Annotated in this window: 25 protein-coding genes and 1 tRNA gene; 12 read left to right on the top strand and 14 right to left on the bottom strand. The window is 55.6% G+C overall.

What is annotated here, in order from left to right; translation table 11 throughout:
• The first annotated feature begins 61 nt into the window (after nucleotides 1–61).
• Nucleotides 62–538: a kinase inhibitor gene (locus QRN24_RS19910; RefSeq protein WP_014169213.1), complete on the top strand. Its 477-nt coding sequence runs from the start codon at nucleotides 62–64 to the stop codon at nucleotides 536–538.
• 42 nt (nucleotides 539–580) lie between these two features.
• Here the strand turns inward: QRN24_RS19910 and hutH are convergent, their stop codons facing one another.
• The 5 genes from hutH to hutI form a co-directional block, all read right to left on the bottom strand.
• Nucleotides 581–2,101, bottom strand: a complete 1,521-nt coding sequence (gene hutH / locus QRN24_RS19905) for a histidine ammonia-lyase (RefSeq protein WP_284942982.1) — start codon at nucleotides 2,099–2,101, stop codon at nucleotides 581–583.
• Nucleotides 2,101–3,786, bottom strand: a complete 1,686-nt coding sequence (gene hutU / locus QRN24_RS19900; protein WP_032677715.1) for a urocanate hydratase — start codon at nucleotides 3,784–3,786, stop codon at nucleotides 2,101–2,103. Before hutU ends, hutH begins: the two co-directional genes overlap by 1 nt.
• A 136-nt stretch (nucleotides 3,787–3,922) precedes the next feature.
• A complete protein-coding gene (locus QRN24_RS19895) occupies nucleotides 3,923–4,657 on the bottom strand; it encodes a histidine utilization repressor (RefSeq protein ID WP_014169210.1) in 735 nt (244 codons plus the stop codon).
• A 19-nt stretch (nucleotides 4,658–4,676) separates the two neighbouring features.
• Entirely contained in the window at nucleotides 4,677–5,615 is a 939-nt protein-coding gene (gene hutG / locus QRN24_RS19890; RefSeq protein WP_284942981.1) for a formimidoylglutamase, read from the bottom strand.
• Nucleotides 5,612–6,835 carry an imidazolonepropionase gene (gene hutI, locus QRN24_RS19885; protein ID WP_284943060.1) on the bottom strand — a complete coding sequence of 408 codons (1,224 nt, stop codon included), beginning with the start codon at nucleotides 6,833–6,835 and terminating at the stop codon, nucleotides 5,612–5,614. Before hutI ends, hutG begins: the two co-directional genes overlap by 4 nt.
• 224 nt (nucleotides 6,836–7,059) lie before the next feature.
• Between hutI and QRN24_RS19880 the strand changes: the two genes are divergently transcribed.
• Complete coding sequence (locus QRN24_RS19880) at nucleotides 7,060–8,343, top strand: putative acyl-CoA thioester hydrolase (RefSeq protein WP_014169207.1); 1,284 nt, start codon at nucleotides 7,060–7,062, stop codon at nucleotides 8,341–8,343.
• 91 nt (nucleotides 8,344–8,434) lie between these two features.
• Here the strand turns inward: QRN24_RS19880 and pgl are convergent, their stop codons facing one another.
• Nucleotides 8,435–9,430, bottom strand: a complete 996-nt coding sequence (pgl, locus tag QRN24_RS19875) for a 6-phosphogluconolactonase (protein ID WP_050737375.1) — start codon at nucleotides 9,428–9,430, stop codon at nucleotides 8,435–8,437.
• A gap of 140 nt (nucleotides 9,431–9,570) precedes the next feature.
• On the opposite strand from pgl, the gene QRN24_RS19870 reads away from it, so the two are divergent.
• Nucleotides 9,571–10,389, top strand: a complete 819-nt coding sequence (locus QRN24_RS19870; protein ID WP_219372819.1) for a pyridoxal phosphatase — start codon at nucleotides 9,571–9,573, stop codon at nucleotides 10,387–10,389.
• Here the strand turns inward: QRN24_RS19870 and modC are convergent, their stop codons facing one another.
• From modC to QRN24_RS19850, 4 genes are all read right to left on the bottom strand, one after another.
• Nucleotides 10,390–11,448, bottom strand: a complete 1,059-nt coding sequence (gene modC, locus QRN24_RS19865; protein WP_219372818.1) for a molybdenum ABC transporter ATP-binding protein ModC — start codon at nucleotides 11,446–11,448, stop codon at nucleotides 10,390–10,392.
• A gap of 2 nt (nucleotides 11,449–11,450) precedes the next feature.
• Nucleotides 11,451–12,140 carry a molybdate ABC transporter permease subunit gene (modB, locus tag QRN24_RS19860; RefSeq protein ID WP_014169203.1) on the bottom strand — a complete coding sequence of 230 codons (690 nt, stop codon included), beginning with the start codon at nucleotides 12,138–12,140 and terminating at the stop codon, nucleotides 11,451–11,453.
• Nucleotides 12,140–12,913: a molybdate ABC transporter substrate-binding protein gene (gene modA, locus QRN24_RS19855; RefSeq protein WP_284942980.1), complete on the bottom strand. Its 774-nt coding sequence runs from the start codon at nucleotides 12,911–12,913 to the stop codon at nucleotides 12,140–12,142. The genes modB and modA overlap by 1 nt, the downstream gene beginning before the upstream one ends.
• A gap of 179 nt (nucleotides 12,914–13,092) precedes the next feature.
• The gene (locus QRN24_RS19850) at nucleotides 13,093–13,242 is read right to left on the bottom strand and encodes an AcrZ family multidrug efflux pump-associated protein (RefSeq protein ID WP_020884948.1); all 150 of its coding nucleotides are present in this window, start codon (nucleotides 13,240–13,242) and stop codon (nucleotides 13,093–13,095) included.
• A 127-nt stretch (nucleotides 13,243–13,369) separates the two neighbouring features.
• On the opposite strand from QRN24_RS19850, the gene modE reads away from it, so the two are divergent.
• The 7 genes from modE to gpmA all read left to right on the top strand — a co-directional run bounded on the left by modE (nucleotide 13,370) and on the right by gpmA (nucleotide 21,121).
• Nucleotides 13,370–14,158 carry a molybdenum-dependent transcriptional regulator gene (gene modE / locus QRN24_RS19845; protein ID WP_025204643.1) on the top strand — a complete coding sequence of 263 codons (789 nt, stop codon included), beginning with the start codon at nucleotides 13,370–13,372 and terminating at the stop codon, nucleotides 14,156–14,158.
• 67 nt (nucleotides 14,159–14,225) lie between these two features.
• On the top strand, nucleotides 14,226–15,698 hold the full coding sequence (gene modF / locus QRN24_RS19840) for a molybdate ABC transporter ATP-binding protein ModF (protein ID WP_014169200.1): 1,473 nt from the start codon (nucleotides 14,226–14,228) through the stop codon (nucleotides 15,696–15,698).
• Nucleotides 15,699–15,900: 202 nt separating this feature from the next.
• Nucleotides 15,901–16,917: a UDP-glucose 4-epimerase GalE gene (gene galE / locus QRN24_RS19835; protein ID WP_020884951.1), complete on the top strand. Its 1,017-nt coding sequence runs from the start codon at nucleotides 15,901–15,903 to the stop codon at nucleotides 16,915–16,917.
• A 9-nt stretch (nucleotides 16,918–16,926) separates the two neighbouring features.
• Nucleotides 16,927–17,973, top strand: a complete 1,047-nt coding sequence (gene galT / locus QRN24_RS19830; protein ID WP_014169198.1) for a galactose-1-phosphate uridylyltransferase — start codon at nucleotides 16,927–16,929, stop codon at nucleotides 17,971–17,973.
• A 3-nt stretch (nucleotides 17,974–17,976) separates the two neighbouring features.
• Nucleotides 17,977–19,125, top strand: a complete 1,149-nt coding sequence (gene galK, locus QRN24_RS19825; RefSeq protein ID WP_014169197.1) for a galactokinase — start codon at nucleotides 17,977–17,979, stop codon at nucleotides 19,123–19,125.
• A complete protein-coding gene (gene galM, locus QRN24_RS19820; protein ID WP_032677707.1) occupies nucleotides 19,119–20,162 on the top strand; it encodes a galactose-1-epimerase in 1,044 nt (347 codons plus the stop codon). Before galK ends, galM begins: the two co-directional genes overlap by 7 nt.
• Nucleotides 20,163–20,368: 206 nt before the next feature.
• Complete coding sequence (gene gpmA, locus QRN24_RS19815; protein WP_020884954.1) at nucleotides 20,369–21,121, top strand: 2,3-diphosphoglycerate-dependent phosphoglycerate mutase; 753 nt, start codon at nucleotides 20,369–20,371, stop codon at nucleotides 21,119–21,121.
• Nucleotides 21,122–21,182: 61 nt separating this feature from the next.
• Here the strand turns inward: gpmA and aroG are convergent, their stop codons facing one another.
• Nucleotides 21,183–22,235 carry a 3-deoxy-7-phosphoheptulonate synthase AroG gene (gene aroG, locus QRN24_RS19810; protein WP_014169194.1) on the bottom strand — a complete coding sequence of 351 codons (1,053 nt, stop codon included), beginning with the start codon at nucleotides 22,233–22,235 and terminating at the stop codon, nucleotides 21,183–21,185.
• Nucleotides 22,236–22,539: 304 nt separating this feature from the next.
• Here aroG and QRN24_RS19805 point away from each other — a divergent pair, with 304 nt between their 5' ends.
• The gene (locus QRN24_RS19805; RefSeq protein ID WP_025204646.1) at nucleotides 22,540–22,920 is read left to right on the top strand and encodes a YbgS-like family protein; all 381 of its coding nucleotides are present in this window, start codon (nucleotides 22,540–22,542) and stop codon (nucleotides 22,918–22,920) included.
• 106 nt (nucleotides 22,921–23,026) lie between these two features.
• Entirely contained in the window at nucleotides 23,027–23,965 is a 939-nt protein-coding gene (zitB, locus tag QRN24_RS19800) for a CDF family zinc transporter ZitB (protein ID WP_193163075.1), read from the top strand.
• On the opposite strand, the gene pnuC is transcribed toward zitB, so the two are convergent.
• From pnuC to QRN24_RS19785, 3 genes are all read right to left on the bottom strand, one after another.
• On the bottom strand, nucleotides 23,962–24,681 hold the full coding sequence (gene pnuC, locus QRN24_RS19795; RefSeq protein WP_020884957.1) for a nicotinamide riboside transporter PnuC: 720 nt from the start codon (nucleotides 24,679–24,681) through the stop codon (nucleotides 23,962–23,964). The two genes, zitB and pnuC, sit on opposite strands and share 4 nt — an antisense overlap.
• Nucleotides 24,682–24,703: 22 nt before the next feature.
• On the bottom strand, nucleotides 24,704–25,747 hold the full coding sequence (gene nadA, locus QRN24_RS19790) for a quinolinate synthase NadA (RefSeq protein WP_284942979.1): 1,044 nt from the start codon (nucleotides 25,745–25,747) through the stop codon (nucleotides 24,704–24,706).
• A 235-nt stretch (nucleotides 25,748–25,982) separates the two neighbouring features.
• Nucleotides 25,983–26,058, bottom strand: a tRNA-Lys gene (locus QRN24_RS19785).
• Nucleotides 26,059–26,144 lie beyond the last annotated feature (86 nt).

The raw sequence follows: 26,144 nt of genomic DNA, 5'->3' as shown, positions 1-26,144 counted from the left end.
AACGTCGGTACTCTGTTTATGCATTACACTTTTTGCATAATCGGGTACCGAGGTAAATCGTATGAAAATCATCAGTAAAGATCTGCGCGACGGGGAAAAACTGCCTGAACGCCACGTTTTTAACGGCATGGGTTATCAGGGGGATAATATCTCTCCGCATCTGGCGTGGGACGATGTTCCGGCGGGAACCAAAAGCTTTGTTGTCACCTGCTATGACCCGGATGCCCCTACAGGCTCAGGGTGGTGGCACTGGATAGTGGCGAACCTGCCTGCGGATACGCGCGTTCTGCCGCAAGGTTCCGGCTCTGACCTGGTGGCGCTGCCTGAAGGCGCTATCCAGACCCGAACCGATTTTGGCAAAGCGGGTTACGGTGGCGCCGCGCCGCCAAAAGGGGAAACGCACCGCTATATCTTCACGGTTCACGCGCTGGATGTGGACAAGATTGAGGTGGATGAGGGCGCGAGTGGCGCAATGGTCGGCTTTAACGTCCATTTTCATTCGCTGGGCAGCGCATCGATCACGGCGATGTATTCGTAAAAAAACCGGTGGCCTGAACGTGTCCGGGCCACCGGGCAAATCTTAGAGCACCGAAGGCAGTAAGCCCACCAGGCTTCCCTTCTCCAGCAGCGCGATCGCTTTATCAATATCCGGCGCAAAGAAACGGTCATCATTGTAATGCGCGACCTGTTCACGCAGCAGATGACGCGCCTGTTCCAGCAGCGGGCTGGACTTCAGACCTTCACGCAGATCAACGCCCTGACATGCGGCCAGCCATTCCACCGCCAGCACGCCACGGGTGTTGGCGGCCATCTCCCACAGACGACGTCCAGCGGCCGGGGCCATCGAGACATGATCCTCCTGGTTCGCTGACGTTGGCAGACTGTCCACGCTGTGCGGATGCGACAGGGCCTTGTTCTCGCTCGCCAGCGCCGCGGCCGTCACCTGGGCAATCATAAAACCGGAGTTAACCCCGCCGTTGCGGACCAGGAACGGTGGCAGCTGGGACATATGTTTATCCATCATCAGCGCGATGCGACGTTCGGATAAGGCCCCCACTTCCGCAATCGCCAGCGCGATATTATCCGCCACCATCGCCACAGGCTCGGCGTGGAAATTCCCCCCGGAGACCACTTCGTTTTCCTGAGCGAACACCAGCGGGTTATCAGACACCGCATTCGCCTCCACCAGCAGCACTTCTGCCGCGTGGCGCAGCTGCGTCAGACAGGCTCCCATCACCTGGGGCTGACAGCGAAGCGAATACGGATCCTGTACCTTGTCACAGTTATGGTGAGAGTCTGCAATATCGCTGGTCTCGGTCAGCAGGTGACGGTACATCGCCGCGGCGTCAATCTGCCCGCGCTGGCCGCGCACCTCGTGGATACGGGCGTCAAACGGACGACGTGAGCCAAGCACCGCCTCGGTGGTCAGCGCACCGCACACGACCGCGGAGGCGAAAAGATCTTCGGCTTCAAACAGACCACGCAACGCAAACGCCGTCGAGGCCTGGGTCCCGTTAAGCAGCGCCAGCCCCTCTTTCGCCGCCAGCGTTATCGGGGTTAACCCGGCTTTTTTCAGCGCCTCTTTCGCAGGGAGCCACTCGCCCTTCCAGCGAGCCTGACCTTCACCGAGCAGCAGCAGCGACATATGGGCCAGCGGCGCAAGATCGCCGGATGCACCGACGGAACCTTTTGCCGGGATCCACGGATAGACTTCCGCATTCACCAGCGCCATCAGCGCCTCGATCACGCTGAGGCGAATTCCGGAGAACCCACGTGCCAGACTGTTGATTTTGAGCACCATCATCAGGCGGACAATGTCATCATCCAGCGGTTGACCGACACCCGCCGCATGCGAAAGCACCAGCGAGCGCTGTAAATTTTCCAGATCGTGCGTGGCGATACGCGTCTGCGCCAGCAGACCAAATCCGGTGTTGATGCCGTAGGCGGTACGTCCTTCGGCAATAATGGCTTCAACGCAGGCAACGCTGTCGTTAATCGCGGCGTGGGCGCTTTCATCAAGTGAGAGCGTGACCGGTTGACGCCAGACGTTACGCAGCTGTTTGAGCGTCAGTGAGCCGGGAGTGAGGGTTAAGGCGTTCATTAATGCTTTCCTTGTGTGGCAGGGATCATCGGCAGGTTCAGGCCCTGCTCTTTGGCACATTCAATCGCAATCTCGTAACCGGCATCCGCGTGGCGCATTACGCCGGTTGCCGGGTCGTTATGCAGCACGCGAGCGATACGCGCTGCCGCTTCATCCGTACCATCACACACGATGACCATTCCCGAGTGCTGGGAGAAGCCCATCCCTACGCCACCACCGTGATGCAGCGACACCCAGGTCGCCCCGCTGGCTGTATTCAGTAAGGCATTCAGCAGTGGCCAGTCGGACACGGCATCGGAGCCGTCGCGCATGGCTTCGGTTTCGCGGTTCGGGCTGGCAACAGAGCCCGAGTCGAGATGGTCGCGTCCGATAACAATCGGCGCGGAGACTTCACCGCTGCGCACCATTTCGTTAAAGGCCAGACCCAGTTTTTGTCGCCACTCCAGCCCGACCCAGCAGATCCGCGCCGGCAAGCCCTGGAAGTTAATGCGCTCGCGAGCCATATCCAGCCAGTGGTGCAGATGTTCGTCATCGGCGACGATCTCCTTCACTTTGGCGTCAGTTTTGTAGATATCTTCCGGGTCGCCGGACAGGGCCACCCAGCGGAACGGACCAATACCGCGACAGAACAGCGGGCGAATATAGGCAGGCACAAACCCCGGGAAGTCGAAGGCGTTACTCACGCCCATCTCTTTCGCCATCTGGCGAATATTGTTGCCGTAATCAAATGTCGGAATGCCCATCTGGCTAAAGGCCAGCATGGCGTTCACGTGCTCCGCCATGGAACGTTTAGCGGCGAGCACCGTGCCTTCCGGGTCACTTTCGGCGTTTTGCTGATACGCTTCCCACGTCCAGCCCGATGGCAGATAGCCGTGAAGGGGGTCGTGCGCGCTGGTCTGGTCGGTGACGAGATCCGGGCGTACACCACGGGCCACCAGTTCAGGGAGAATGTCAGCCGCGTTGCCGCAGAGCGCAATCGACATCGCTTTGCCTTCTGACGTGTATTTTTTGATGCGTGCCAGCGCGTCATCCAGGTTTTCAGCCTGTTCATCGACGTAACGGGTACGCAGACGGAAATCAATGCGGCTCTGCTGACATTCGATGTTCAGGGAGCAGGCACCGGCAAGGGTCGCGGCCAGCGGCTGTGCGCCCCCCATTCCCCCCAGACCGGCAGTCAGTACCCAGCGACCTTTCAGCGAACCGTTATAGTGCTGACGACCGGCTTCCACGAAGGTTTCGTAGGTGCCCTGCACAATCCCCTGACTGCCGATGTAGATCCAGCTTCCCGCCGTCATCTGGCCATACATCGCCAGCCCTTTGGCGTCCAGCTCGTTAAAGTGTTCCCAGGTCGCCCAGTGCGGGACAAGGTTAGAGTTGGCGATCAGCACGCGCGGTGCATTCTTGTGGGTTTTGAACACGCCGACCGGTTTGCCGGATTGCACCAGCAGGGTTTCGTCATGTTCCAGATGAGTCAGGGATTCAACAATCGCGTCATAGCACTCCCAGTTGCGCGCGGCGCGGCCTATGCCGCCATACACCACCAGCTCGTGGGGGTTCTCCGCGACCTCAGGATCGAGGTTATTCATCAACATGCGCAGCGGGGCTTCGGTGAGCCAGCTTTTGGCGGTAAGTGTGGTGCCGCGCGCGGCGCGGACATCCTGCTGGCGGTATTTACCTGACGACATTGTGTGCTCCTCATACGGGACAGATGATGTATTCAGATATACTTGTATAGACAAGCACACACAAGGTCGGATTTAACAAAAAAGATACAATTTTGTTATATTGCGTTAGCTATCACGCTTTTAAAACGTATGACCCTTACGACATGAAATGGCCCTGCAGCCGGTATCGATTTCCCGGGAACAGCAGTCTGGCATGCGACACAATATGCGACGAAGACCAGGTACGGCGACGAATGAGCAGGCAAGGATCGTGCTCTTTGATCCGCAACAGTTCGCACTCCTGCGGCGTAGCGCGAACGGCTTCCACGATGTGCTCCCCTTCCGTCAGCGGCGCGATGAGCGAAAGATAGGCATGCGGCGTGGTCTGGGTGTAATCCTGATCCAGGTACTCGGGCACCCGATCGGCGTTCACGCAGCGATCTTCAATCTGCACCGGGATGTCGTTTTCATAATGCACCATCACGGAATGAAAGATGCGGCTTCCCTCTTTGACATTCAGCTCCACGGCCTGCTCGGCGCTGGCCTGTGTCTCTTCGAGCACCAGCACTTCACAGTGATGCTGATGGTTACGCGAGGCTATCTCATCGGCAATACTTCTGATCTCAAACAGTGCCGATTGCCCTTTCGGCTCCGCGACGAAGGTCCCGACCCCCTGCAGACGCACCAGAAGGCCCTCATCGGTCAGCTCGCGCAGCGCCCGGTTGATGGTCATTCGGCTAAAACCAAACTGTGCGACCAGTTCGGCCTCGGACGGAATGCGATCGTGCGGCCGCCAGACGCCGGTTGCGATTTTTTCGCTGATAGCCTGCTTCACCTTTTCGTAGAAAGGCGCGGGAGGGCTGGACTGCGACAGCGGTGAGCGTGAAAACATCCTGACTCCTTAAACGTTGTTATGCCCACCAGTGAGCAATTTGCCAGGCCAGACGGGCGGCAAGCTTTGCCCCCTGTCCGTCCCGATCGTACTGCGGGTTAAATTCTACCAGATCGGCAGCCTGCAGTTTTCCACTGCGGCAGATGTGTTCAATCACCGGCAGAAGATCCAGCGCGGGTACCCCTAACGCCGCGGGCGCTGAGACGGCTGGCATTTCGCCAGCAGGCAAAACATCGAGGTCAATGGTGAGGTAAACGCGGTCGGCCTGGGCCAGGACCTTGTCCAGAGCCGATAACGCATCTCGCCTGAAATGAAGGTCTTCCACCAGCGTGACGTTTAGTCGCTCAGCTTCATCCCACAGCGCCTGCGTGTTCGCCGCCCGGCTGACGCCCAGGCAGGCATACTGAAAATCGCGCGCCTGTTCCGCACAGTAGTGTGCCAGCTGACGAAACGGCGTGCCGGAGGTCGCGTGGTCCGCCTTGCGCAGGTCAAGGTGTGCATCCAGGTTTATCACCACCACGCGCACGTTCGGGAAAGCATCCAGAACCCCGCGGCCATGCGCCCAGGCGGTCTCGTGTCCCCCGCCAAAAACCAGCGTACGCATGCCGGACTGCTGGCAGGCCTGCACGGCATCGCTTAACGCCCGCTGAGCCGCTTCCAGGTTATCGCCCTCGACATACACCGATCCCATATCCACCAGCCGGTCATGTCCATGATGACTTGCCATGTTCGCCAGCGCTTTGCGAAGCACCTCCGGGGCCTGTACGGCGCCGGGCCTGCCCTGATTGCGTTTTACCCCTTCATCACATTCAAACCCTATCAAAGCGATGCCGGATGACTGAGGGGTAAATACCGGCGTCTGTCGCAGGGTCTGAAAAATACGTTTTGCATTGCTGGCCTCGGCGCTGTCGTCACGCCCCTGCCAGACGGTCTCGGCAACCGGCCGCCAGAGTCTCATACGCTCTCCCCACGGAAAATACGTTGATACAACGGATTGCGTCCCGGCTCATAGACCATTTCGACCGGGTGATGTGCATCCCAGACGACAAAGTCAGCCACGAATCCAGACTGCAGCTGCCCGTGCGTGGCCCCGCGTCCCAGCGCCTGGGCAGCATGTCGCGTCACGCCAGCCCAGGCCTCTTCAGGCGTCAGGCCAAACTGCACGCAGGCCATATTCATCGCGAGATGAATACTCGCGAACGGGCTGGTGCCGGGGTTATAGTCGGTGGCGACAGCCATGGGAACGCCCTCTTTTCTGAGCTGTTCAACCGGCGGACGCTGGCGCTCCTGAAGAAAATAGAATGCCCCCGGCAGTAATACCGCAACCGTGCCGTTGTGCGCCATCGCCTGAACACCGTCATCGTCGAGATATTCAATATGATCGGCGGAAAGCCCCTTAAAGCGGCTGACCAGCGCCGCGCCGCCAAGATTTGAAAGCTGTTCCACGTGTCCTTTGACCGGAATCCCCAGGGCAGTGGCAGCGCGGAAAAGCCGCTCGGTTTGCGCTGGCGTGAAGCCGACATTTTCGCAAAACACATCCACGGCTTCGAATAAGCCTTTTTGCCACAGCGTGGGCATCATCTGCTCGCACACCGTGGTGAGATACGCGTTCGCGTCATGGCGGTATTCCGCCGGAACCGCATGCGCAGCCAGAAGCGTTGGGCTGATCTCTACCGGATTGTTCTGGCCCAGCTGGCGGGCGACCTGCAGCATCTTCTCTTCCGCTTCGGCGTTGAGACCATATCCCGACTTGATTTCAACCGTGGTCACCCCTTCATCGATCAGCCGCTGCAGACGCTGTTGCGCCAGTCTGAGCAGGGTCTCGGGCGAACTGCTCCGCGTCGCCGTCACGGTCGCGTTAATCCCGCCGCCCTGCGCGCTGATGGTTTGATAAGAGACGCCGTTCAGACGCTGCTCCCACTCTGCCGCACGATCGCCACCGAACACCAGGTGGGTATGGCAGTCAATCAGCCCGGGGGTGACCAGACGACCGTGCAGATCGACACAGTGACGGTGGCTGGAAGGGATGTCAGATTCGGGAATAACGGCCAGAATCGTCTGGCCGCGCACCACCAGGGCGTGCTGCGCTTTCAGGCCATAAGGCGTGCTGTCGTCCGGGATCATTGTCGCCAGTCGCGCATTGCGCCATATTACATCGTCGGGATGAAGCTGCTGCATGGGCATTCCACTTGTCATGAGTTGTATAGACATTTATTTTCATCTGCCCCCTGCTGTCAACCGCTCTGGCGGAAAATGTTATTTATTTGTGATGACTTTCCCGCCTCCCGCGGGTAAAAAATGCATCTTTTACCCTTTTTATCTTCCCGTTTCGCTCAACTTAGTATAAAAAAGCAGGCTATTTCGTCTATCCCGTTAAGACTTGCATACCCAGGAGCTTTACCTTGAACATTTCCAGGATTTCCCGTCTGGCGTTAGCGCTCGCCTTTGGCGTGACATTATCCGCATGCAGTTCTACCCCACCGGACCAGCAGCCTTCTGAGCAGGTTGCACCGGGTACCGCCTCTCGTCCGATTTTGTCCGCTGATGAAGCGAAGAACTTTGACCGTGCACACTACTTCTCGGCGATGGACCCTAACGCTGCGCCGTGGACACCGTCTTCTATTAACCTGCCGAAACAACCTGACTTCGTTGTCGGTCCGGCAGGCACGCAGGGCGTGACGCACACGACGATTCAGGCTGCGGTTGACGCGGCTATCACCAAACACAGCGCCTCTCGCCAGTACATCGCGATCCTGCCTGGGGAATATGAAGGCACCGTTTACGTTCCGGCAGCACCGGGCAGCATCACCCTTTACGGGACGGGCGAGAAAGCGGTCGACGTGAAAATTGGTCTGGCGATTGATTCTGAAATCGACAGCAACACCTGGCGTCGCCTGGTCAACCCGGCGGGTAAATACATGCCAGGCAAACCGGCGTGGTACATGTTTGACAACTGCCAGAGCAAGCGTGCAGCTACCATCGGCGTGATGTGTTCTGCGGTCGTCTGGTCTCAGAATAATGGCCTGCAGCTGCAGAACCTGACCATTCAGAATACCCTGGGCGATAGCGTTGATGCGGGTAACCACCAGGCCGTTGCACTGCGTAGCGATGGCGATAAAGTGCAGATCAACAACGTGAATATTCTCGGCCGTCAGAACACCTTCTTCGTGACGAACAGCGGTGTTCAGAACACGCTGCAGAATAACCGTCTGACCCGTACGCTGGTCACTAACAGCTACGTTGAAGGTGACGTGGATCTGGTCTCCGGTCGCGGCGCGGTGGTGTTTGAGAACACCGATTTCCGCGTGGTGAATTCACGCACTCAGCAGGAAGGTTATGTTTTTGCCCCGGCCACGCAATCTAACCTGTTCTACGGCTTCCTGGCCGTTAACAGCCGCTTTAACGCGTCCGGTGACGGCGTCGCGCAGCTGGGCCGCTCGCTGGATGTGGACTCTGCCACCAACGGTCAGGTTGTTATTCGTGACAGCGTGATCAACGAAGGTTTCAACATGGCTAAGCCATGGGCCGATGCCGCTATCTCCAAACGTCCTTTCTCCGGCAATACCGGTAGCGTGGATGATAAAGGTAACGTGCAGCGCAACCTGAATGACGCTAACTTCAACCGCATGTGGGAATACAACAACCGCGGTCTGGGTAGCAAAGTGGTTGCTGAGCCTAAGCAATAAAAGAATGCGTTGATGTCTTTTGCTTTACTCGCCCGGTGCCCACCGGGCATAAAAAAACCTCGCAAATGCGAGGTTTTTTGTTTTAAGCCTTTTAGTGTGCGTTTACCACCACCCACATTGGCCCCTGGCCGACGGCGTAACGCCCTTTCTCTTCCAGCAGCCCCTGCGCACCTTTGATTTCGTACAGCGCGATGTGGTGGGATTTTTGCCCCGCCGCAATCAGGTATTTACCGCTGTGATCGATATTAAACCCGCGTGGCTGGGTTTCGGTAGGCTGGAAACCTTCAATCGCCAGCACGCTACCGTCTTCAGAAACGCTGAATACCGTAATCAGGCTGGAGGTACGGTCGCAGGCATACAGATGACGCCCATCCGGTGTGATGTGAATATCAGCCGCCCAGCGGGTGTCAGAGAAGTCAGACGGCATCATATCCAGCGTCTGCACGCACTCAATCTTGCCGTTAGGATCTTTCAGTTCCCATACGTCCACAGAACTGTTCAGCTCGTTCACCACATAGGCGTACTGTTGGTTCGGGTGGAACACCAGATGGCGCGGGCCCGCGCCCTCAACGGTGGTCACTTCTGCAGGATTCTGCGCCACCAGGTGACCGTCATCGCTCAGGGTAAACAGGCAGATACGATCCTGTTTCAGCGCAGGGACCCACAGCGTACGGTTATCCGGAGAAATATTCGCCGAGTGGCAACCTTCCAGCCCTTCAACCACCTCCACGGTTTCAACCGGTAGGCCCGCTTCCAGACGCGTTACGCTGACACAGCCCGCATTGTAAGAGCCGCTGAAGATGAAGTTGCCTTTGCGATCGGTGGAGATATGCGTTGGGCTGCCCGGCAAAGGTGCTTCCGCAGTGTAAGTCAGCGCGCCGTCGTCCGGCGAGATGCGGTAGGCCAGCACGCGAAACTCCGGGCGCACACCCACGTACAAGAAACGTTTATCCGGGCTGATAACCATCGGCTGCACCTGACCTGGCACATCAACAACCTGAACCAGCGTGAGGGTACCCTCGGTATTTAAACGCCAGACGTGGATCTGCTGGCTTTCAGGACTGGCGGTATAAACGGTTTGTTTCATGAATATTCACTCCTCACTGCGCATGAAAGTAGTTAACTTTTGACGGTGAATGCTGAATTGTCATCGGGAATTTTGAAGCCTTTGCCTCTCGGTGTACCATCCCTTCAGAACGTAAATTCAATATTAACCCGGAAAAACAAATGACCTCGCGTGTAATAGCTCTGGATTTAGACGGTACCTTACTTACTCCGCAGAAAACCCTTCTCCCCTCTTCCCTTGAAGCACTCAAACGCGCGCAGGAAGTGGGATATCAACTCCTTATCGTAACGGGTCGACATCACGTTGCCATTCATCCTTTTTATCAGGCACTGGCGTTAGATACACCTGCAATTTGTTGTAATGGCACTTATTTGTATGATTATCAAGCAAAAAAGGTTTTAGAATCCGATCCGCTGCCCGTGCCTCAGGCGCTGCAATTGATTGATCTGCTTGATGAGCATGCCATTCACGGCCTGATGTATGTGGATAACGCAATGGTGTATGAACGTCCGACAGGCCACGTGATCCGCACCAGCAACTGGGCATTGTCTCTGCCTGAAGCGCAGCGTCCGGTCTTTACCCAGGTTTCCTCCCTGCGCCAGGCGGCTCAGGATGTCGATGCTATCTGGAAATTTGCGCTGACGGATGAAGATACCACCAAACTGAATGCCTTCGCGACGCACGTTGAACAAACGCTGGGTCTGGAGTGCGAGTGGTCCTGGCACGACCAGGTCGATATCGCCCGCAAAGGCAACAGCAAAGGCAAACGTCTGGCACAGTTCGTGGAGTCTCAGGGCGGGTCAATGCAGGATGTGATTGCCTTTGGCGATAACTACAACGACATCAGCATGCTGGAGGCCGCCGGTACAGGCGTGGCAATGGGCAACGCCGACGATGCGGTAAAAGCGCGTGCTAACGTCGTGATTGGTGATAACACCACCGACAGCATCGCGCAGTATATTTATACCCACCTGCTGTAATCAGGTGGTGATGGAGACGCTCTTGATTTGTGCGTAAAGCCACAGGCCAGGCTTGATCCCTAACTCATCTCTGGCCCACGGACTGATGCGCGCCCAGAGCGTCTTGCTGCCCACTTCGAGCTTCACTTCAACCTGACCGTCATCATCAAAACACTCCGCCACTTTCGCGCGCAGGATATTGCGAATACTGGTCTGCAGCGGCGCTTGCAGCACCAGAGAGACATCTGAAGCCTGAATACGTATACGCAACGCAGACTGCAGCGGTTTGTCGATTTTGTTGACCCACAGATGCTGGTCGCCCAGCGCCAGCGCGGTCATCGCATAGTGCGGGTGATGTTCCAGCACGCTCACCTTAAGGATGCTGCTCTGCTGCTCCTTCGGTAACCACGGGTGCATCACGCTGCTGCCCCACACCTCTTCCAGATGACCGAATGCCTTAACGCTGCCCTCTTCCAGTACCAGCACTTTATCGGCCAGATGCAGGATCTCATCCAGCGAATGGCTGACGTAGAGCATCGGGATATTGATTTCACGCGCCAGTCGCTGAAGATAGGGCAGCAGTTCACGTTTTCGCGGAATATCCAGCGAGGCCAGCGGTTCGTCGAGCAACAGCAGTTCTGGCGCGGTGAGCAACGCGCGGCCTATCGCCACGCGCTGTTTTTCACCACCAGAAAGCGATGAAGGGAGACGGTCCAGCAGTGACTCAATGCCCAGCAGCGCCACCAGCTTATCAAATTGCGCGGCCATGCTTTTGGCCATGCCGTAGCGAAGATTACCGCGCACGCTGTAATGCGGAAATAATCGCGCATCCTGAAAAACATAACCAATTCGCCGCTTATCCGGTGCCAGGTAAATTTTGTTCTCAACGTCGTTTAAGACACGATCGTTGAGCACAATCCGTCCGGACTGCGGTCGCGTCAGTCCGCTGATGGCATTGATCAATGAGGTTTTCCCTGCACCTGATACGCCAAAGATGGCGGTAATGCCGCTCGCAGGCAGCGTCTCGTTAAGGGTCAGGGTATGATTTCCCAGCGTCTGGGTGAACTGAAGTTCGAGCATGACTATTTCCCCATCCGCTCGCGACTGAGTCGCGCCAGCCATTCCGAAACCAGCAGCGAGACCAGCGCCAGCACAATTGAGATAATGCACAGCCGCGCCGCGGCACCTTCTCCACCCGGCGTCTGGATCAGGGTGTACATTGCTGACGGGATCGTTCGCGTCTCACCGGGGATATTCGACACAAAGGTAATCGTGGCACCAAACTCACCCAGCGAGCGGGCGAACGCCAGTACCGTGCCGACAATAATGCCCGGCAGCGTAAGCGGGAGCGTGATGGTGAAAAAGACGCGCCAGCGCCCGGCACCCAGCGTGCGGGCAGCCTGTTCCAGTTTGATATCAACCCCTTCCAGCGCCAGGCGAATGGCCCTGACCATCAGCGGGAATGACATCACCGCCGCCGCCAGTACCGCCCCTCGCCAGCTAAACGCAAACGTCAGCCCAAACCAGTCATATAACCATTCGCCAATGAAACCGCGCCGCCCCATCGACACCAGTAGCAGGTAGCCAACCACCACCGGTGGCAACACGAGGGGAAGATGAAGAACGCTATCCAGCAGGGCTTTGCCGGGAAACTTACAGCGAACCAGTAACCAGGCAAAGAAGATCCCAAAGGGCAAACTCAGCGCAACCGCCAGGGAAGAGACTTTCAGGCTCAGCAGGACAGCCTGCCATTCAGGATCGGTCAATATCATTAGTGAGTCGTAAATCCGTAACGTTTAAAGATTGCGGACGCTTCGGGTCCCTTCAGGTATTCGCTGAAGGCCGTCACGGTCGCATTTTTATGTCCATCAACAATCGCAACAGGATATTCCACTTTCTTGTGGGAGTCTTCCGGGAACGTACCAACCACTTTCACCCCTTTACTGGCGACGGCGTCCGACCCGTAGACTATCCCCAGCGGCGCTTCATTACGTTCAACCAGCGCCAGAGCACCGCGCACATCTTCAGCCGGAGCCAGTGTGGGCGATAACGTCTCCCAGGCACCCAGTTTTTGCAATGCTTCTTTGGCGTAGATCCCCGCCGGTACATGCTCCGGATCGCCAACGGCCAGGCGTCCTCCGTTCAGCAACCGGGTCCAGGGGGTCTCGTTGTTGATAGTGATTTCGCCTTGCTGACTGGCTTTCGGCGCCACCACGACAAGGCTATTCCCCAGCAATGTTTCGCGGGTAGTCGCATCAATCGATTTCTTTTCAGCCGCGTAATCCATCCACTTCTGGTCTGCAGAGATGAACAGATCGGCCGGCGCTCCCGCTTCAATCTGACGTGCCAGCGTCGATGAAGAAGCAAAAGAGGAGACCACCTCGACGTTCTTCTCTTTTTTATACGCTGTCGCGATATCCTGCATCGCGTTAGTCAACGACGCTGCCGCAAAGACGGTAATTTTACCCTCGTCAGCCAGCGCGAGTCCGCTCAGCGAAAGTGTCAGCGTTGCCCCTGCGAAAAGGCGTACCCATGTACGTGCCATTTGTAGCTCCTGTGAGTATCGTTATATACACACTAATATAACGGTAACTCCGGGGAGATCCCAGCGTTAAATCGTACCGCTCAAGGGGTACAGCAAGCTGATGCTTTAAATAATATCGGCGAGAAAGGGAAATACTTGAGAGCAAAACGCCCGGGCAAGCCGGGCGTTTCGGGGGGAAATTAATGCTGCTTTTTAGCCTGGTCTCTGTGACCAATGTTCGAAAATACGTTGAACACTTCACCCAGGCCGTAGATGGCACCGAGGATAACGGCCATCACTACTGGTACCATGATCACGGCGAATACCAGACTTTTCAACAATTCCAACATGGTTTTCTCCAGATATTGTGAATGGCTTATTCTACCCTGAAAAGTGAGAAAAACATCCCCTTTTGTGCGGTGCCCTTTGCGACCTTCGCCATTTGGGTCACAATGCACTTTTTGCCAGGACAGTGTTATGCAGGCCGAAATTCTCCTCACTCTACGACTACAGCAGAAGCTTTTCGCCGATCCGCGACGTATCGCCCTGCTTAAACAAATAGAACAAACCGGTTCAATAAGCCAGGGGGCTAAGAACGCTGGCATTAGCTATAAAAGCGCCTGGGATGCCATCAACGACATGAACACCCTGAGCGAGCAAACGCTGGTTGACCGGGCCACGGGCGGCAAAGGCGGTGGAGGTGCGATCCTGACACGTTACGGCCAGCGCCTGGTTCAACTGTATGATCTGCTGGCGCAGATCCAGCAAAAAGCATTTGATGTGTTAAGTGACGACGATAATCTCCCGCTGGACAGCCTGCTGGCTGCCATTTCCCGCTTTTCGCTGCAAACCAGCGCCCGTAACCAGTGGTTTGGTACGGTGATGGCGGGCGATAACGCCCAGGTGCAGCGTCATATTGAGATCCTGCTTGCCGATGGAACAACCCGTCTGAAAGCCGCGATTACCGCACAAAGCGCAGACCGACTGGCGCTGAATGAAGGTAAAGAGGTGCTGGTGTTACTGAAAGCGCCATGGGTGAATATCACTGCCGATGCCGAAAAAGCAAAAGCCGCTGATAACCAGCTACGCGGTGCCATCCGCCACGTTGAACGCGGTGAAGAGCAGTGTGAAGTACTGATGACCCTGCCGGACGGGCAAGAACTCTGCGCAACCCTTCCCCTCAGCGATGCCGCAGAATTAGAAGAAGGTGCTGTGGTGACCGCATATTTCAACGCCGACCGGGTGATTATCGCCACATTGTGCTGAGCACATTGACAAGCGTGTCGACAGTGAGTATCCCTGACATCTGTTGCTGCAAAAAATGGGATAAGTCATGTCATCATTGCATATTTCGCAAGGCACGTTTCGTCTTAGCGACACCCGAACGCTGACGATTTCTGATTTAACAATACGCGCCGGTGAAAGCTGGGCGTTTGTCGGTACAAACGGAAGCGGGAAATCAGCGCTGGCCCGTGCGCTGAGCGGAGAGCTCGCGCATCTTAAAGGTGAATACCAGTGTAACTTTACGCGCCTGACGCGCCTGTCATTCGAGCAACTACAAAAGCTGGTGAGCGATGAATGGCAGCGCAATAACACCGATTTACTCAGCCCGGGTGAAGAGGATACGGGCCGCACGACGGCAGACATTATTCAGGATGAGGTCAACAATCCTGCCCGTTGTGCGTATCTGGCAGAACAGTTTGGCATCACCTCCCTGCTGAACCGGCGCTTTAAATACCTTTCGACCGGTGAGACCCGGAAAACGCTGCTGTGTCAGGCGCTGATGAGCGAGCCGGAACTGTTGATTCTGGATGAACCGTTCGACGGTCTCGACGTGCAGTCCCGCGCACAGCTGGCCACCCTGCTCGGCTCGCTTAACCAGCAGGGCTATACGCTGGTACTGGTGCTTAACCGTTTTGATGAAATTCCTGAGTTTATTCAGAACGCCGGCGTGCTCGCTGACTGCAACCTGACTGAAACCGGCGAAAAATCGGCGTTACTTAAGCAGGCGTTAATTGCCCAACTGGCGCACAGTGAAAACCTGGACGGCATCACGCTGCCGGAACCGGACGCACCTTCTGCCCGCCACGCGTTAGATCCCCACCAGCCGCGCATCGTGCTGCGTGATGGCGTGGTAGCGTATGACGATCGACCGATCCTTAATCATCTCAACTGGACGGTCAACCCGGGTGAACACTGGCAAATTGTTGGCCCCAACGGCGCGGGAAAATCAACGCTGCTGAGCCTGATCACCGGCGATCACCCTCAGGGCTACAGTAACGATCTCACCCTGTTTGGCCGCCGCCGCGGAAGCGGTGAAACGATCTGGGATATCAAAAAGCATATCGGCTATGTCAGCAGCAGCCTGCATCTGGATTACCGGGTCAGCACCACGGTGCGCAATGTGATCCTGTCCGGGTATTTTGATTCCATCGGCATTTATCAGGCGGTCTCGGACAAACAGCATAAGCTGGCCCAGCAGTGGCTGGATATTCTGGGGATGGATAACCGGGTCGCTGACGCGCCGTTTCATAGCCTTTCGTGGGGACAGCAACGTCTGGCGCTGATCGTTCGCGCGCTGGTGAAACACCCGACCCTTCTGATCCTCGACGAACCGCTACAGGGGCTGGACCCATTAAACCGCCAGCTGATCCGCCGTTTTGTGGATGTCCTGATTAGCGAAGGCGAAACGCAGCTGCTGTTCGTTTCCCATCATGCCGAAGATGCCCCGTCCTGCATTACGCATCGCCTCGAGTTTGTGCCCGACGGTGAACGCTATCAGTACCTGCTGAGCAAAATCGATTAACTCCGGAGGGCTCTGCCCCTCCGTTTTTTCGGATAACCTGCACAAAGACTTCACTATCCCTTTGATCTACAATGTCGCATTGCCGCCAAAAAACGGATTTTAAAAGCAGTGTAAACGATTCCACTATTTTATCCCATGTCACACTTTTCGCGTCTCTGTTATGCTATGGTTATTACATACCATAAGCCCAATGGAGCGAAATATGCGAGTTCTGGTAACAGGTGGTAGCGGTTACATTGGTAGTCATACCTGCGTGCAGCTGCTGCAAAACGGTCATGATGTCATCATCCTCGACAACCTGTGCAATAGTAAGCGCAGCGTGCTGCCTGTGATTGAACGTCTTGGCGGTAAACAACCGACCTTCGTGGAAGGCGACATCCGCAATGAAGCGTTGATGACCGAGATCCTTCACGACCATGCCATTGAGACGGTGATCCATTTCGCCGGCCTGAAAGCGGTGGGTGAATCCGTCGCGAAACCGCTGGAGTATTACGACAACAACGTCAACGGTACCCTGCGTTTGATCTCCGCCATGCGCGCAGCGAACGTCAAAAACTTTATCTTCAGCTCTTCCGCAACCGTCTACGGCGATCAGCCAAAAATCCCTTACGTTGAAAGCTTCCCGACCGGTACGCCGCAAAGCCCGTATGGCAAAAGCAAACTGATGGTGGAGCAGATCCTCACCGATCTGCAAAAAGCACAGCCTGAATGGAGCATCGCCTTGCTGCGCTACTTCAACCCGGTTGGCGCCCATCCGTCAGGCGATATGGGTGAAGATCCACAGGGCATCCCGAATAACCTGATGCCGTACATCGCCCAGGTGGCCGTTGGCCGCCGTGAGTCTCTGGCTATTTTCGGTAATGATTATCCAACCGAAGACGGTACCGGTGTGCGTGATTATATCCACGTCATGGATCTGGCCGACGGCCACGTGGCGGCAATGCAGCAGCTGGCCGATAAGCCAGGCGTGCATATTTATAACCTCGGCGCCGGGATCGGCAGCAGCGTGCTGGACGTCGTGAATGCCTTCAGTAAGGCCTGCGGTAAACCTGTGAACTATCACTTCGCACCGCGCCGTGAAGGCGACCTCCCGGCTTACTGGGCCGATGCCTCCAAAGCCGATAAAGAGCTTAACTGGCGTGTCACCCGCACGCTTGATGAAATGGCACAGGATACCTGGCACTGGCAGTCTCGCCATCCACAAGGTTATCCGGACTAAGGATCCGTCATGACTTCGTTCAATCCCGTCGATCATCCGCATCGTCGTTTTAACCCGCTAAGCGGGCAATGGATTTTGGTTTCTCCGCATCGCGCCAAGCGTCCCTGGCAGGGGGCGCAAGAGACGCCTGCAAAACAGACGCTTCCCCAGCACGACCCGGACTGCTTCCTGTGTCCGGGCAACACGCGTGTGACGGGCGATAAAAACCCGGACTACAAAGGCACCTTCGTTTTCACCAACGATTTTGCCGCCCTGATGACCGACACGCCCGACGCGCCGGATAGCCAGGACCCGCTGATGCGCTGTGAAAGCGCGCGCGGCACCAGCCGTGTTATCTGTTTCTCGCCCGACCACAGCAAAACGCTGCCGGAGCTGAGTGTTGACGCGCTGAAAGAGGTCGTCAGCACCTGGCAGACGCAAACTGCTGAGCTGGGTCAGACCTACCCGTGGGTACAAGTGTTCGAAAACAAGGGCGCGGCAATGGGCTGCTCTAACCCGCACCCGCACGGTCAGATCTGGGCCAACAGTTTCCTGCCAAACGAAGCCGAGCGTGAAGACCGTCTGCAAAAAGCCTATTTCGCGGAAAACGGATCGCCGATGCTGGTGGATTACACCCGTCGTGAACTGGCCGATGGCAGCCGAACGGTGGTGGAAACCGAGCATTGGCTGGCCGTCGTACCTTACTGGGCAGCATGGCCTTTTGAGACGCTGCTTCTGCCAAAAGCACAGGTTCTGCGCATCACCGATCTGAGCGACGCACAGCGCGATGACCTCGCCCTGGCACTGAAGAAACTGACCAGCCGTTATGACAACCTGTTCCAGTGCTCCTTCCCCTACTCAATGGGCTGGCATGGCGCTCCGTTTAACGGTGAAGAGAATCAACACTGGCAGTTGCATGCCCATTTCTATCCGCCGCTGCTGCGCTCTGCGACGGTACGTAAATTCATGGTGGGCTATGAAATGCTGGCAGAAACCCAGCGTGACCTGACGGCAGAACAGGCTGCAGAACGCCTGCGTGCTGTGAGTGACGTCCATTATCGCGAATCAGGAGTCTAAAAAATGAGTCTGAAAGATAAAACACAATCCCTGTTTGCTGAGAAATTTGGCTACCCTGCCACCCATGTCATTCAGGCGCCTGGCCGCGTGAACCTGATTGGTGAACATACCGACTATAACGATGGTTTCGTTCTGCCGTGCGCCATTGATTACCAGACCGTCATTAGCTGCGCTAAGCGCGATGACCGCACAGTCCGCGTTATTGCAGCGGATTACAATAATGAGACGGATGAGTTTTCCCTCGATGCACCCATCGTTACCCACGACAGCCAGCAATGGTCTAACTACGTGCGCGGCGTGGTAAAACACCTGCAGAAACGTAATAAAAACGTGGGCGGCGCTGATCTGGTCATCAGCGGAAACGTGCCTCAGGGTGCCGGATTAAGCTCATCCGCGTCGCTGGAAGTCGCCGTGGGTACCGTCTTCCAGCAGCTTTATCATCTGCCGCTGGACGGGGCACAAATCGCCCTGAATGGTCAGGAAGCGGAAAACCAGTTTGTGGGCTGTAACTGCGGCATCATGGACCAGCTGATCTCTGCGCTGGGTAAAAAAGAGCATGCCTTGCTTATCGACTGCCGCTCTCTGGGCACCAAAGCCGTTCCCTTGCCAAAAGGCGCAGCTGTGGTAATTATTAACAGCAACTTTAAACGCACGCTGGTGGGCAGCGAGTACAACACCCGCCGCGAGCAGTGTGAAACCGGCGCACGTTTCTTCCAGCAACCTGCGCTGCGTGACGTTTCGCTCAACGAGTTCAATAAAGTGGCGCACGAACTGGATCCGGTAGTGGCGAAACGTGTTCGTCATGTGCTGACGGAAAATGCCCGTACCGTTGAAGCGGCGTCCGCGCTGGCGAAAGGTGACCTGAAACGTATGGGTGAACTGATGGCAGAATCTCACGCCTCCATGCGCGATGATTTTGAAATCACCGTTCCGCAAATCGATACCCTGGTGGACATCGTCAAAGCCACGATTGGCGATAAAGGCGGTGTGCGCATGACCGGCGGCGGCTTCGGTGGCTGCATTGTTGCCCTGATGCCGGAAGAGCTCGTCCCTGCCGTCCAGCAGGCGGTGGAAAAACAGTACGAAGCGAAAACAGGTATTAAAGAAACTTTCTACGTGTGTAAAGCATCACAAGGAGCAGGACAGTGCTAAACGAAACGCCAACCCTTGCCCCGGATGGCCTGCCGTATCGCCTGTTAACCCTGCGCAACAGCGCAGGAATGGTGGTTACGTTAATGGACTGGGGTGCCACTTTGCTATCCGCTCGCGTACCAATGCCTGATGGCAGCGTACGTGAAACCCTGCTTGGCTGCGCGTCGCCTGAGCAGTATGTCAATCAGTCCGCCTATCTTGGCGCGTCTGTCGGCCGTTATGCTAACCGCATCGCGAAAAGCGCTTTCGAACTTGATGGCGAGCGTTACTCGTTGCTTTCCAGTCAGGGCGAAAACCAGTTACACGGTGGACCTGAAGGGTTCGATAAGCGCCGCTGGAAAATCGTTCAGCAAAACGACCGCGAAGTGCTGTTCTCACTGGACTCGCGTGACGGTGACCAGGGATTCCCCGGTAACCTCACCGCGTTCGCGCATTTCACGCTGGCTGACGATAACCGTATCGCCATTGAATATCGCGCGAAAGTTGATAAGCCGTGCCCGGTCAATCTGACCAACCACGCTTATTTCAACCTGGACGGCAACCAGTGCGACGTGCGTAATCACACGCTCCAGATCCTGGCAGATGCCTATCTGCCGGTGGATGAAATGGGGATCCCGTATCAGGGGCTCAAGGCCGTCAGCGGTACCAGCTTTGATTTCCGCAGCGGAAAAACCATCGCGCAGGATTTCCTGAGCGATGACGATCAGCGCAAGGTGAAAGGCTATGACCACGCGTTTCTGCTGCAGGCGAAAGGCGATGTGACTCAGCCTGCCGCGCAGGTCTGGTCTGCGGATGAGAAACTGCAGATGACGGTCTACACCACGGCCCCTGCCCTGCAATTCTATTCAGGCAACTACCTTGGCGGCACCACGGCACGCGAACATGAAGAGTACAGCGACTGGCAAGGGCTGGCGCTGGAAAGCGAGTTCCTGCCGGACAGCCCGAACCATCCAGAATGGCCACAGCCGGACTGTGTGCTGCGCCCGGGTGAAGAGTACGTTAGCGTGACAGAATATCATTTCATCCCGCATTCATAATTCCCAGCCCTCCTTGCGGAGGGCTTTTTCTCTCCGTCTTGCTGAAAATAGCGCCGATCGCAGACAAAATCATAACCCTGGATTCACAAGCATCTTACACTCAGAGACTATTTTCGCTATGGTTAGGGTTAAGCGTTGCTGCTGGCACTGTCACGGCAATATAATGAGAATTGTTATCATTCAATAAAGCTTATGAGGAGTACGATATGGCTGTAACTAAGCTGGTCCTGGTGCGTCATGGCGAAAGCCAGTGGAACAACGAAAACCGCTTTACCGGTTGGTACGACGTTGATCTGTCAGAAAAAGGCGTAAGCGAAGCAAAAGCAGCAGGTAAACTGCTGAAGGCTGAAGGCTTCAGCTTTGATTTTGCTTACACCTCTGTGCTGAAACGTGCCATCCATACTCTGTGGAACGTTCTGGACGAACTGGATCAGGCCTGGCTGCCGGTTGAGAAATCCTGGAAACTGAACGAGCGTCACTACGGTGCGCTGCAGGGTCTGAACAAAGCGGAAACCGCTGAAAAATACGGTGACGAGCAGGTTAAACAGTGGCGTCGCGGCTTCGCGGTAACCCCACCAGAGCTGACCAAAGATGACGAGCGCTACCCGGGCCACGACCCGCGTTACGCGAAACTGACGGATGCTGAGCTGCCAACGACCGAGAGCCTGGCGCTGACCATCGACCGCGTTGTGCCTTACTGGAACGAAACCATTCTGCCACGCCTGAAAAGCGGCGAGCGCGTGATCATCGCAGCTCACGGTAACTCCCTGCGTGCGCTGGTGAAATACCTGGACAACATGGGTGAAGACGAGATCCTCGAACTGAACATCCCAACTGGCGTTCCGCTGGTGTATGAGTTCGACGAAAACTTCAAACCAATCAAACATTACTATCTGGGCAACGCTGATGAGATCGCTGCAAAAGCCGCGGCTGTAGCGAACCAAGGTAAAGCGAAATAATTTTCGCTGGACATAAAAAAAGCGTGGAGCAATCCACGCTTTTTTATTTGGCTCCGGAAACTCAGCCGCGACGCGCTTTTACCGCATTCGCCAGCTGACGCAGAAGCGCATCCGTATCGTCCCAGCCGATGCAGGCGTCCGTGACGCTCTTACCATAGACCAGCGGCTCGCTGCCTTCCAGATTCTGGTTACCTTCCACCAGATGGCTTTCGATCATCACGCCAATGATCGCGTTCTCACCGCCGGCAATCTGCTGACAAACATCGGCGCCGACTTCCATCTGCTTTTTAAACTGCTTGCTGGAGTTGGCATGGCTGAAGTCGATCATCACCTGTTGTGGCAGACCCGCTTTTTCCAGCCCGACCTTCACGTCTGCGACATGTTTTGCGCTGTAGTTCGGCTCTTTACCGCCACGCAGAATAATATGACAGTCACCGTTACCGCTGGTATTCACAATGGCGGAGTGACCCCATTTGGTGACGGACAGGAAGCAGTGCGGTGCCCCGGCGGCATTGATGGCGTCAATTGCCACCTTAATGGTGCCATCGGTACCGTTTTTAAAACCAACCGGACACGAGAGACCTGACGCCAGTTCGCGGTGAACCTGAGATTCTGTAGTACGCGCACCGATTGCGCCCCAGCTCATCAGATCCGCCAGATATTGCGGCGTAATCATGTCGAGGAACTCACCGGCAGCCGGCAAACCGCTGTCGTTGATCTCCAGCAGCAGTTTGCGCGCAATACGCAGACCGTCGTTGATCTGGAAACTGTTATCCATATGCGGGTCGTTAATCAGCCCTTTCCAGCCAACGGTCGTACGCGGCTTTTCGAAGTAAACACGCATGACAATTTCCAGCTCGCCTTGCAGTTCTTCGCGAAGCTGAAGCAACCTTGCTGCGTACTCTTTGGCCGCAGCAGGATCGTGAATTGAACAAGGGCCAATCACCACCAGAAGACGATCGTCATTACCTTTCAGGATCTTATGGATCGCTTTACGAGCATGAGACACCGTGTTTGCGGCATTTTCAGTGGCGGGGAATTTCTCAAGGAGTGCTACAGGAGGTAATAACTCATTGATCTCTTTAATACGTAAATCGTCGTTCTGATAATTCATTTTCTTTCCAGCTCTGCCATATCTTTAGTAATGAAAGCAATCCTTTCAATCTAACTTGCCGACCAGAAAGTGTAAACACGGTTTTACACTTCACGCAGATAATTCCTGGAATTCACCTAAAAATCGCCACAAAATAGCGAAAAACGAGATCTAACCTAAGCTTTTTAACTGTAACAACCACTTTTGTTTGATTAAACGCGATTCCATACTGACGTAAGTCCGTATGACGGAATCTTTCGCCTCTGAAAAAGATGCACTGTTGGAAAATGTTATCCAGCGTAACGACAAGAACAGGAGCACCAAGATGAAAATGACGAAACTGGCAACCCTCTTCCTCACAGCCTCCCTCACCCTGGCAAGCGGCAGCGTCCTTGCTGCTGAGACGGGCTCAACAGATAACAACGGTGACGCGAATGCCGCGGCGGCGGCGGGACAGGTCGCCCCTGATGCAAAACAGAATATCGCCCCGAATAATGTCGATAACAGCCAGATCAATACCGGGAACACCAATACCGGAGGCACGATGTTGCATCCGGACAGTAGCGGCTCTGGCACCATGAATCATGACACGATGAGTACCGATGAGATGCATAAGAACACCATGTGCAAAGACGGTAAGTGTCCGAATTCGAATGACAAAGTGGGCGACGATGCCAATACCAAAACGGATGGCACAACCCAATAATCCGTGACGGATGTAAACGTAAAAGGAGAGCTCTGGCTCTCCTTTCTTTTTGGAGTAAGCCATTAAAAACGCTACACTAAAAACAATAACAAAAAGGAAAGCTGATATGGCGCACACGCATTCACACACCCCATCTTCTGGCGATGACAACGCTAAACGCCTTATGCTGGCCTTCGGCGTCACGGCAACGTTTATGGTTATCGAGGTCATTGGTGGCCTGGTTTCCGGCTCTCTGGCGCTTCTGGCGGATGCCGGACATATGCTTACCGATGCCGCCGCCCTGCTCTTTGCCCTGTTGGCCGTGCAGTTTGCCCGTCGTCCGCCTAACGCGCGTCATACCTTTGGCTGGCTGCGACTGACCACCCTGGCGGCGTTTGTTAACGCTATTGCTCTGGTGGTTATCACCCTTCTTATCGTCTGGGAAGCCATACAGCGCTTTCGTCACCCTCAGCCGGTCGCCGGAGCGACAATGATGGTTATCGCCGTAGCAGGTCTGCTGGCGAATCTTCTGGCGTTCTGGATTTTGCATCGCGGCAGCGGGGAAAAGAACCTCAACGTGCGCGCTGCGGCTCTGCATGTTATGGGCGATTTACTGGGTTCCGTCGGCGCCATTGTGGCCGCGCTGGTGATCCTTTATACCGGCTGGACGCCCGTCGACCCGATTCTTTCCGTGCTGGTATCGTGTCTGGTATTGCGCAGTGCCTGGCGGCTGCTGAAGGAGAGCGTGAATGAACTGCTTGAAGGGGCGCCGGCATCCGTGGACATTGCCGAGCTTAAACGCAACCTGCGTCGTTCCGTACCCGAAGTGCGCAATGTGCATCATGTTCACGTCTGGCTGGTGGGTGAGAAACCGGTCATGACATTGCACGTCCAGGTGATCCCTACCCATGACCATGATGGCCTGCTTGAGCGCATCCAGCACTTTCTCGAACATCACTATGAGATTGGCCACGCCACCATCCAGATGGAGTACCAGCCCTGTAACGGCCCGGACTGCCACCTGAACGAGGCGCAGTCCGGACATTCACATCATCACCATCATTAGTTCGAAAGCGCGCGAGAGCCTCGCTCACGCGCGCTGTTAATCCACATCCGGCTCCCGTTCAGGGCAATGAAGGTCAGCAGCAGATACTCCAGCGACATCGCATAGACGCCCTGAAGTGCAAAAATAACCACGCTAATGACGTTAATGACGACCCAGAGCAGCCAGTTCTCAACGTATTTACGGGTCATCAGGATCATCGCCGCAATCGACAGCACCATCATGCAGGAGTCCCAGAACGGGAAAGCATCCGGCTGGAGTGATGGCATAGCGACATTCAGCCCGAGGCCAGACATAACCGACACCGCGACACGGGTCAGGAATGCAAACACCGGGTTGATATAGACGGTCATTAAACCAATGGCGACAACGCAGGCGACAAACCAGGCGATAGCTTTCGGTAAGGGCAGCCAGCGGATTTGCAGCTCTGCCTCCTGCTGGCTGTTCTGCCGCGACCACGCGTACCAACCATAAATGTTCGCCGCAAAGAAGAACAACTGCAAAAGCAGGCTGGCGTACAGCTGGATCTGGAAGAAGATAATCGCAAAGAGCGTAACGTTAATTAACCCGAACGCGTAGTTGCTGATCTTCTCCAGACTTGCCAGCCAGATACACAATAACCCAGCCAGCGTACCCACGGCCTCAATCCATGACAGGTCATAGCCACCTGCACCAATCGGTATATGAACCAGAATGTTCTGTGTGCTAAAAAAATCCATCTTTTCCCCAGGGCGTATTGAATTAAGTACGTAGTGTAGCCGCAAAATCCAGCATGCGGTTAAGCGGAATTAACGCACCTTCACGCAGAGCAGCATCCACATGGATTTCATGCGCTGCTCCGCCTTTCTCCAGCCCCTCAGCAATAGCTTTCAGGCCGTTCATCGCCATCCACGGGCAGTGCGCGCAGCTACGACACGTCGCCCCCTCGCCCGCCGTTGGTGCTTCAAGCAGCTCTTTCTCAGGCACGGCCTGCTGCATCTTATAGAAGATACCGCGGTCGGTTGCCACGATGAGCTGCTTGTGCGGCAGCGTCCTGGCAGCATTGATAAGCTGGCTTGTGGATCCCACGGCATCCGCCATGTCGACAATGGACTGCGGTGATTCCGGGTGAACAAGGACCGCAGCGTGCGGGTAAAGCGCCTTCATGCGCGAGAGCGCCTGCGTCTTAAATTCATCATGAACAATACAGGCACCCTGCCAGCAAAGCACGTCAGCGCCGGTCTGCTTCTGCACGTAATTGCCGAGATGGCGGTCAGGCGCCCAGATGATTTTCTCGCCCAGACTGTCCAGATGCTCAATCAGTTCAACGGCGATGCTTGACGTCACGACCCAGTCTGCCCGCGCTTTCACTGCGGCAGAGGTATTGGCATAGACCACCACGGTACGGTCCGGATGGGCATCGCAGAAGGCCGAGAACGCATCAATCGGACAGCCGAGGTCGAGTGAACATTCCGCATGTAGCGTTGGCATCAGAATGGTTTTTTCAGGGCTGAGAATCTTTGCGGTTTCACCCATAAAGCGAACGCCTGCGACCAGTAACGTGGAAGCAGGATGTCTGGCACCAAAGCGTGCCATCTCCAGAGAGTCAGAGATGCAGCCCCCGGTCTCTTCCGCCAGTTGCTGGATTTCCGGGTCGGTGTAGTAATGTGCAACCATCACTGCATCTCGCTCTTTGAGAAGACGTTTGATCTTCTCACGGTAAAACTGCTTCTCATCCTGACTCAGCGGGACAGGCTTTGGCGGGAAGGGATAGATTGCGGCTTCTGGATCAAACATCACGCTCATTATGGCTTCTCGTTTTACTGGCTTAACATTATTGCCTTTCTTTTGCATGACATAGCAAAACGGACGGCAAATGTGTTTTGTATACTAAACAAGATAGCGAATTTGCGAGAAAAAGTCACCGGAAATAGGTGTGCGTAGCACGCATCGGATGGCGACTTCGCCGGAGCCGACCTGCAAGGTCAAAATATGCGGAATACAGATAGCAAAAAAGCGCCTTTAGGGCGCTTTTTTACATTGGTGGGTCGTGCAGGATTCGAACCTGCGACCAATTGATTAAAAGTCAACTGCTCTACCAACTGAGCTAACGACCCCTTGCGGGATGTACTGCAAATCTATTCAGGCTGGTGGGTCGTGCAGGATTCGAACCTGCGACCAATTGATTAAAAGTCAACTGCTC

Origin of the sequence: Enterobacter sp. MEB024, assembly GCF_030209635.1 — a bacterium.
Lineage (GTDB): Bacteria > Pseudomonadota > Gammaproteobacteria > Enterobacterales > Enterobacteriaceae > Enterobacter > Enterobacter ludwigii.
Note: the sequence above shows the minus strand (reverse complement) of the source record. Positions and strands in the feature narration are given on the sequence as shown.

Coding starts and splice junctions, on each gene's coding strand:
- aroG (WP_014169194.1), bottom strand. CDS start 22,235: ATGAATTATCAGAACGACGATTTACGTATTAAAGAGATCAATGAGTTA.
- hutI (WP_284943060.1), bottom strand. CDS start 6,835: ATGCAGCAGCTTCATCCCGACGATGTAATATGGCGCAATGCGCGACTG.
- zitB (WP_193163075.1), top strand. CDS start 23,027: ATGGCGCACACGCATTCACACACCCCATCTTCTGGCGATGACAACGCT.
- modC (WP_219372818.1), bottom strand. CDS start 11,448: ATGCTCGAACTTCAGTTCACCCAGACGCTGGGAAATCATACCCTGACC.
- modF (WP_014169200.1), top strand. CDS start 14,226: ATGTCATCATTGCATATTTCGCAAGGCACGTTTCGTCTTAGCGACACC.
- hutU (WP_032677715.1), bottom strand. CDS start 3,786: ATGTCGTCAGGTAAATACCGCCAGCAGGATGTCCGCGCCGCGCGCGGC.
- gpmA (WP_020884954.1), top strand. CDS start 20,369: ATGGCTGTAACTAAGCTGGTCCTGGTGCGTCATGGCGAAAGCCAGTGG.
- modE (WP_025204643.1), top strand. CDS start 13,370: ATGCAGGCCGAAATTCTCCTCACTCTACGACTACAGCAGAAGCTTTTC.
- pnuC (WP_020884957.1), bottom strand. CDS start 24,681: ATGGATTTTTTTAGCACACAGAACATTCTGGTTCATATACCGATTGGT.
- galK (WP_014169197.1), top strand. CDS start 17,977: ATGAGTCTGAAAGATAAAACACAATCCCTGTTTGCTGAGAAATTTGGC.
- hutG (WP_284942981.1), bottom strand. CDS start 5,615: ATGAGACTCTGGCGGCCGGTTGCCGAGACCGTCTGGCAGGGGCGTGAC.
- galT (WP_014169198.1), top strand. CDS start 16,927: ATGACTTCGTTCAATCCCGTCGATCATCCGCATCGTCGTTTTAACCCG.
- modA (WP_284942980.1), bottom strand. CDS start 12,913: ATGGCACGTACATGGGTACGCCTTTTCGCAGGGGCAACGCTGACACTT.
- QRN24_RS19895 (WP_014169210.1), bottom strand. CDS start 4,657: ATGTTTTCACGCTCACCGCTGTCGCAGTCCAGCCCTCCCGCGCCTTTC.
- pgl (WP_050737375.1), bottom strand. CDS start 9,430: ATGAAACAAACCGTTTATACCGCCAGTCCTGAAAGCCAGCAGATCCAC.
- nadA (WP_284942979.1), bottom strand. CDS start 25,747: ATGAGCGTGATGTTTGATCCAGAAGCCGCAATCTATCCCTTCCCGCCA.
- QRN24_RS19910 (WP_014169213.1), top strand. CDS start 62: ATGAAAATCATCAGTAAAGATCTGCGCGACGGGGAAAAACTGCCTGAA.
- modB (WP_014169203.1), bottom strand. CDS start 12,140: ATGATATTGACCGATCCTGAATGGCAGGCTGTCCTGCTGAGCCTGAAA.
- galE (WP_020884951.1), top strand. CDS start 15,901: ATGCGAGTTCTGGTAACAGGTGGTAGCGGTTACATTGGTAGTCATACC.
- QRN24_RS19805 (WP_025204646.1), top strand. CDS start 22,540: ATGAAAATGACGAAACTGGCAACCCTCTTCCTCACAGCCTCCCTCACC.
- QRN24_RS19870 (WP_219372819.1), top strand. CDS start 9,571: ATGACCTCGCGTGTAATAGCTCTGGATTTAGACGGTACCTTACTTACT.
- hutH (WP_284942982.1), bottom strand. CDS start 2,101: ATGAACGCCTTAACCCTCACTCCCGGCTCACTGACGCTCAAACAGCTG.
- QRN24_RS19850 (WP_020884948.1), bottom strand. CDS start 13,242: ATGTTGGAATTGTTGAAAAGTCTGGTATTCGCCGTGATCATGGTACCA.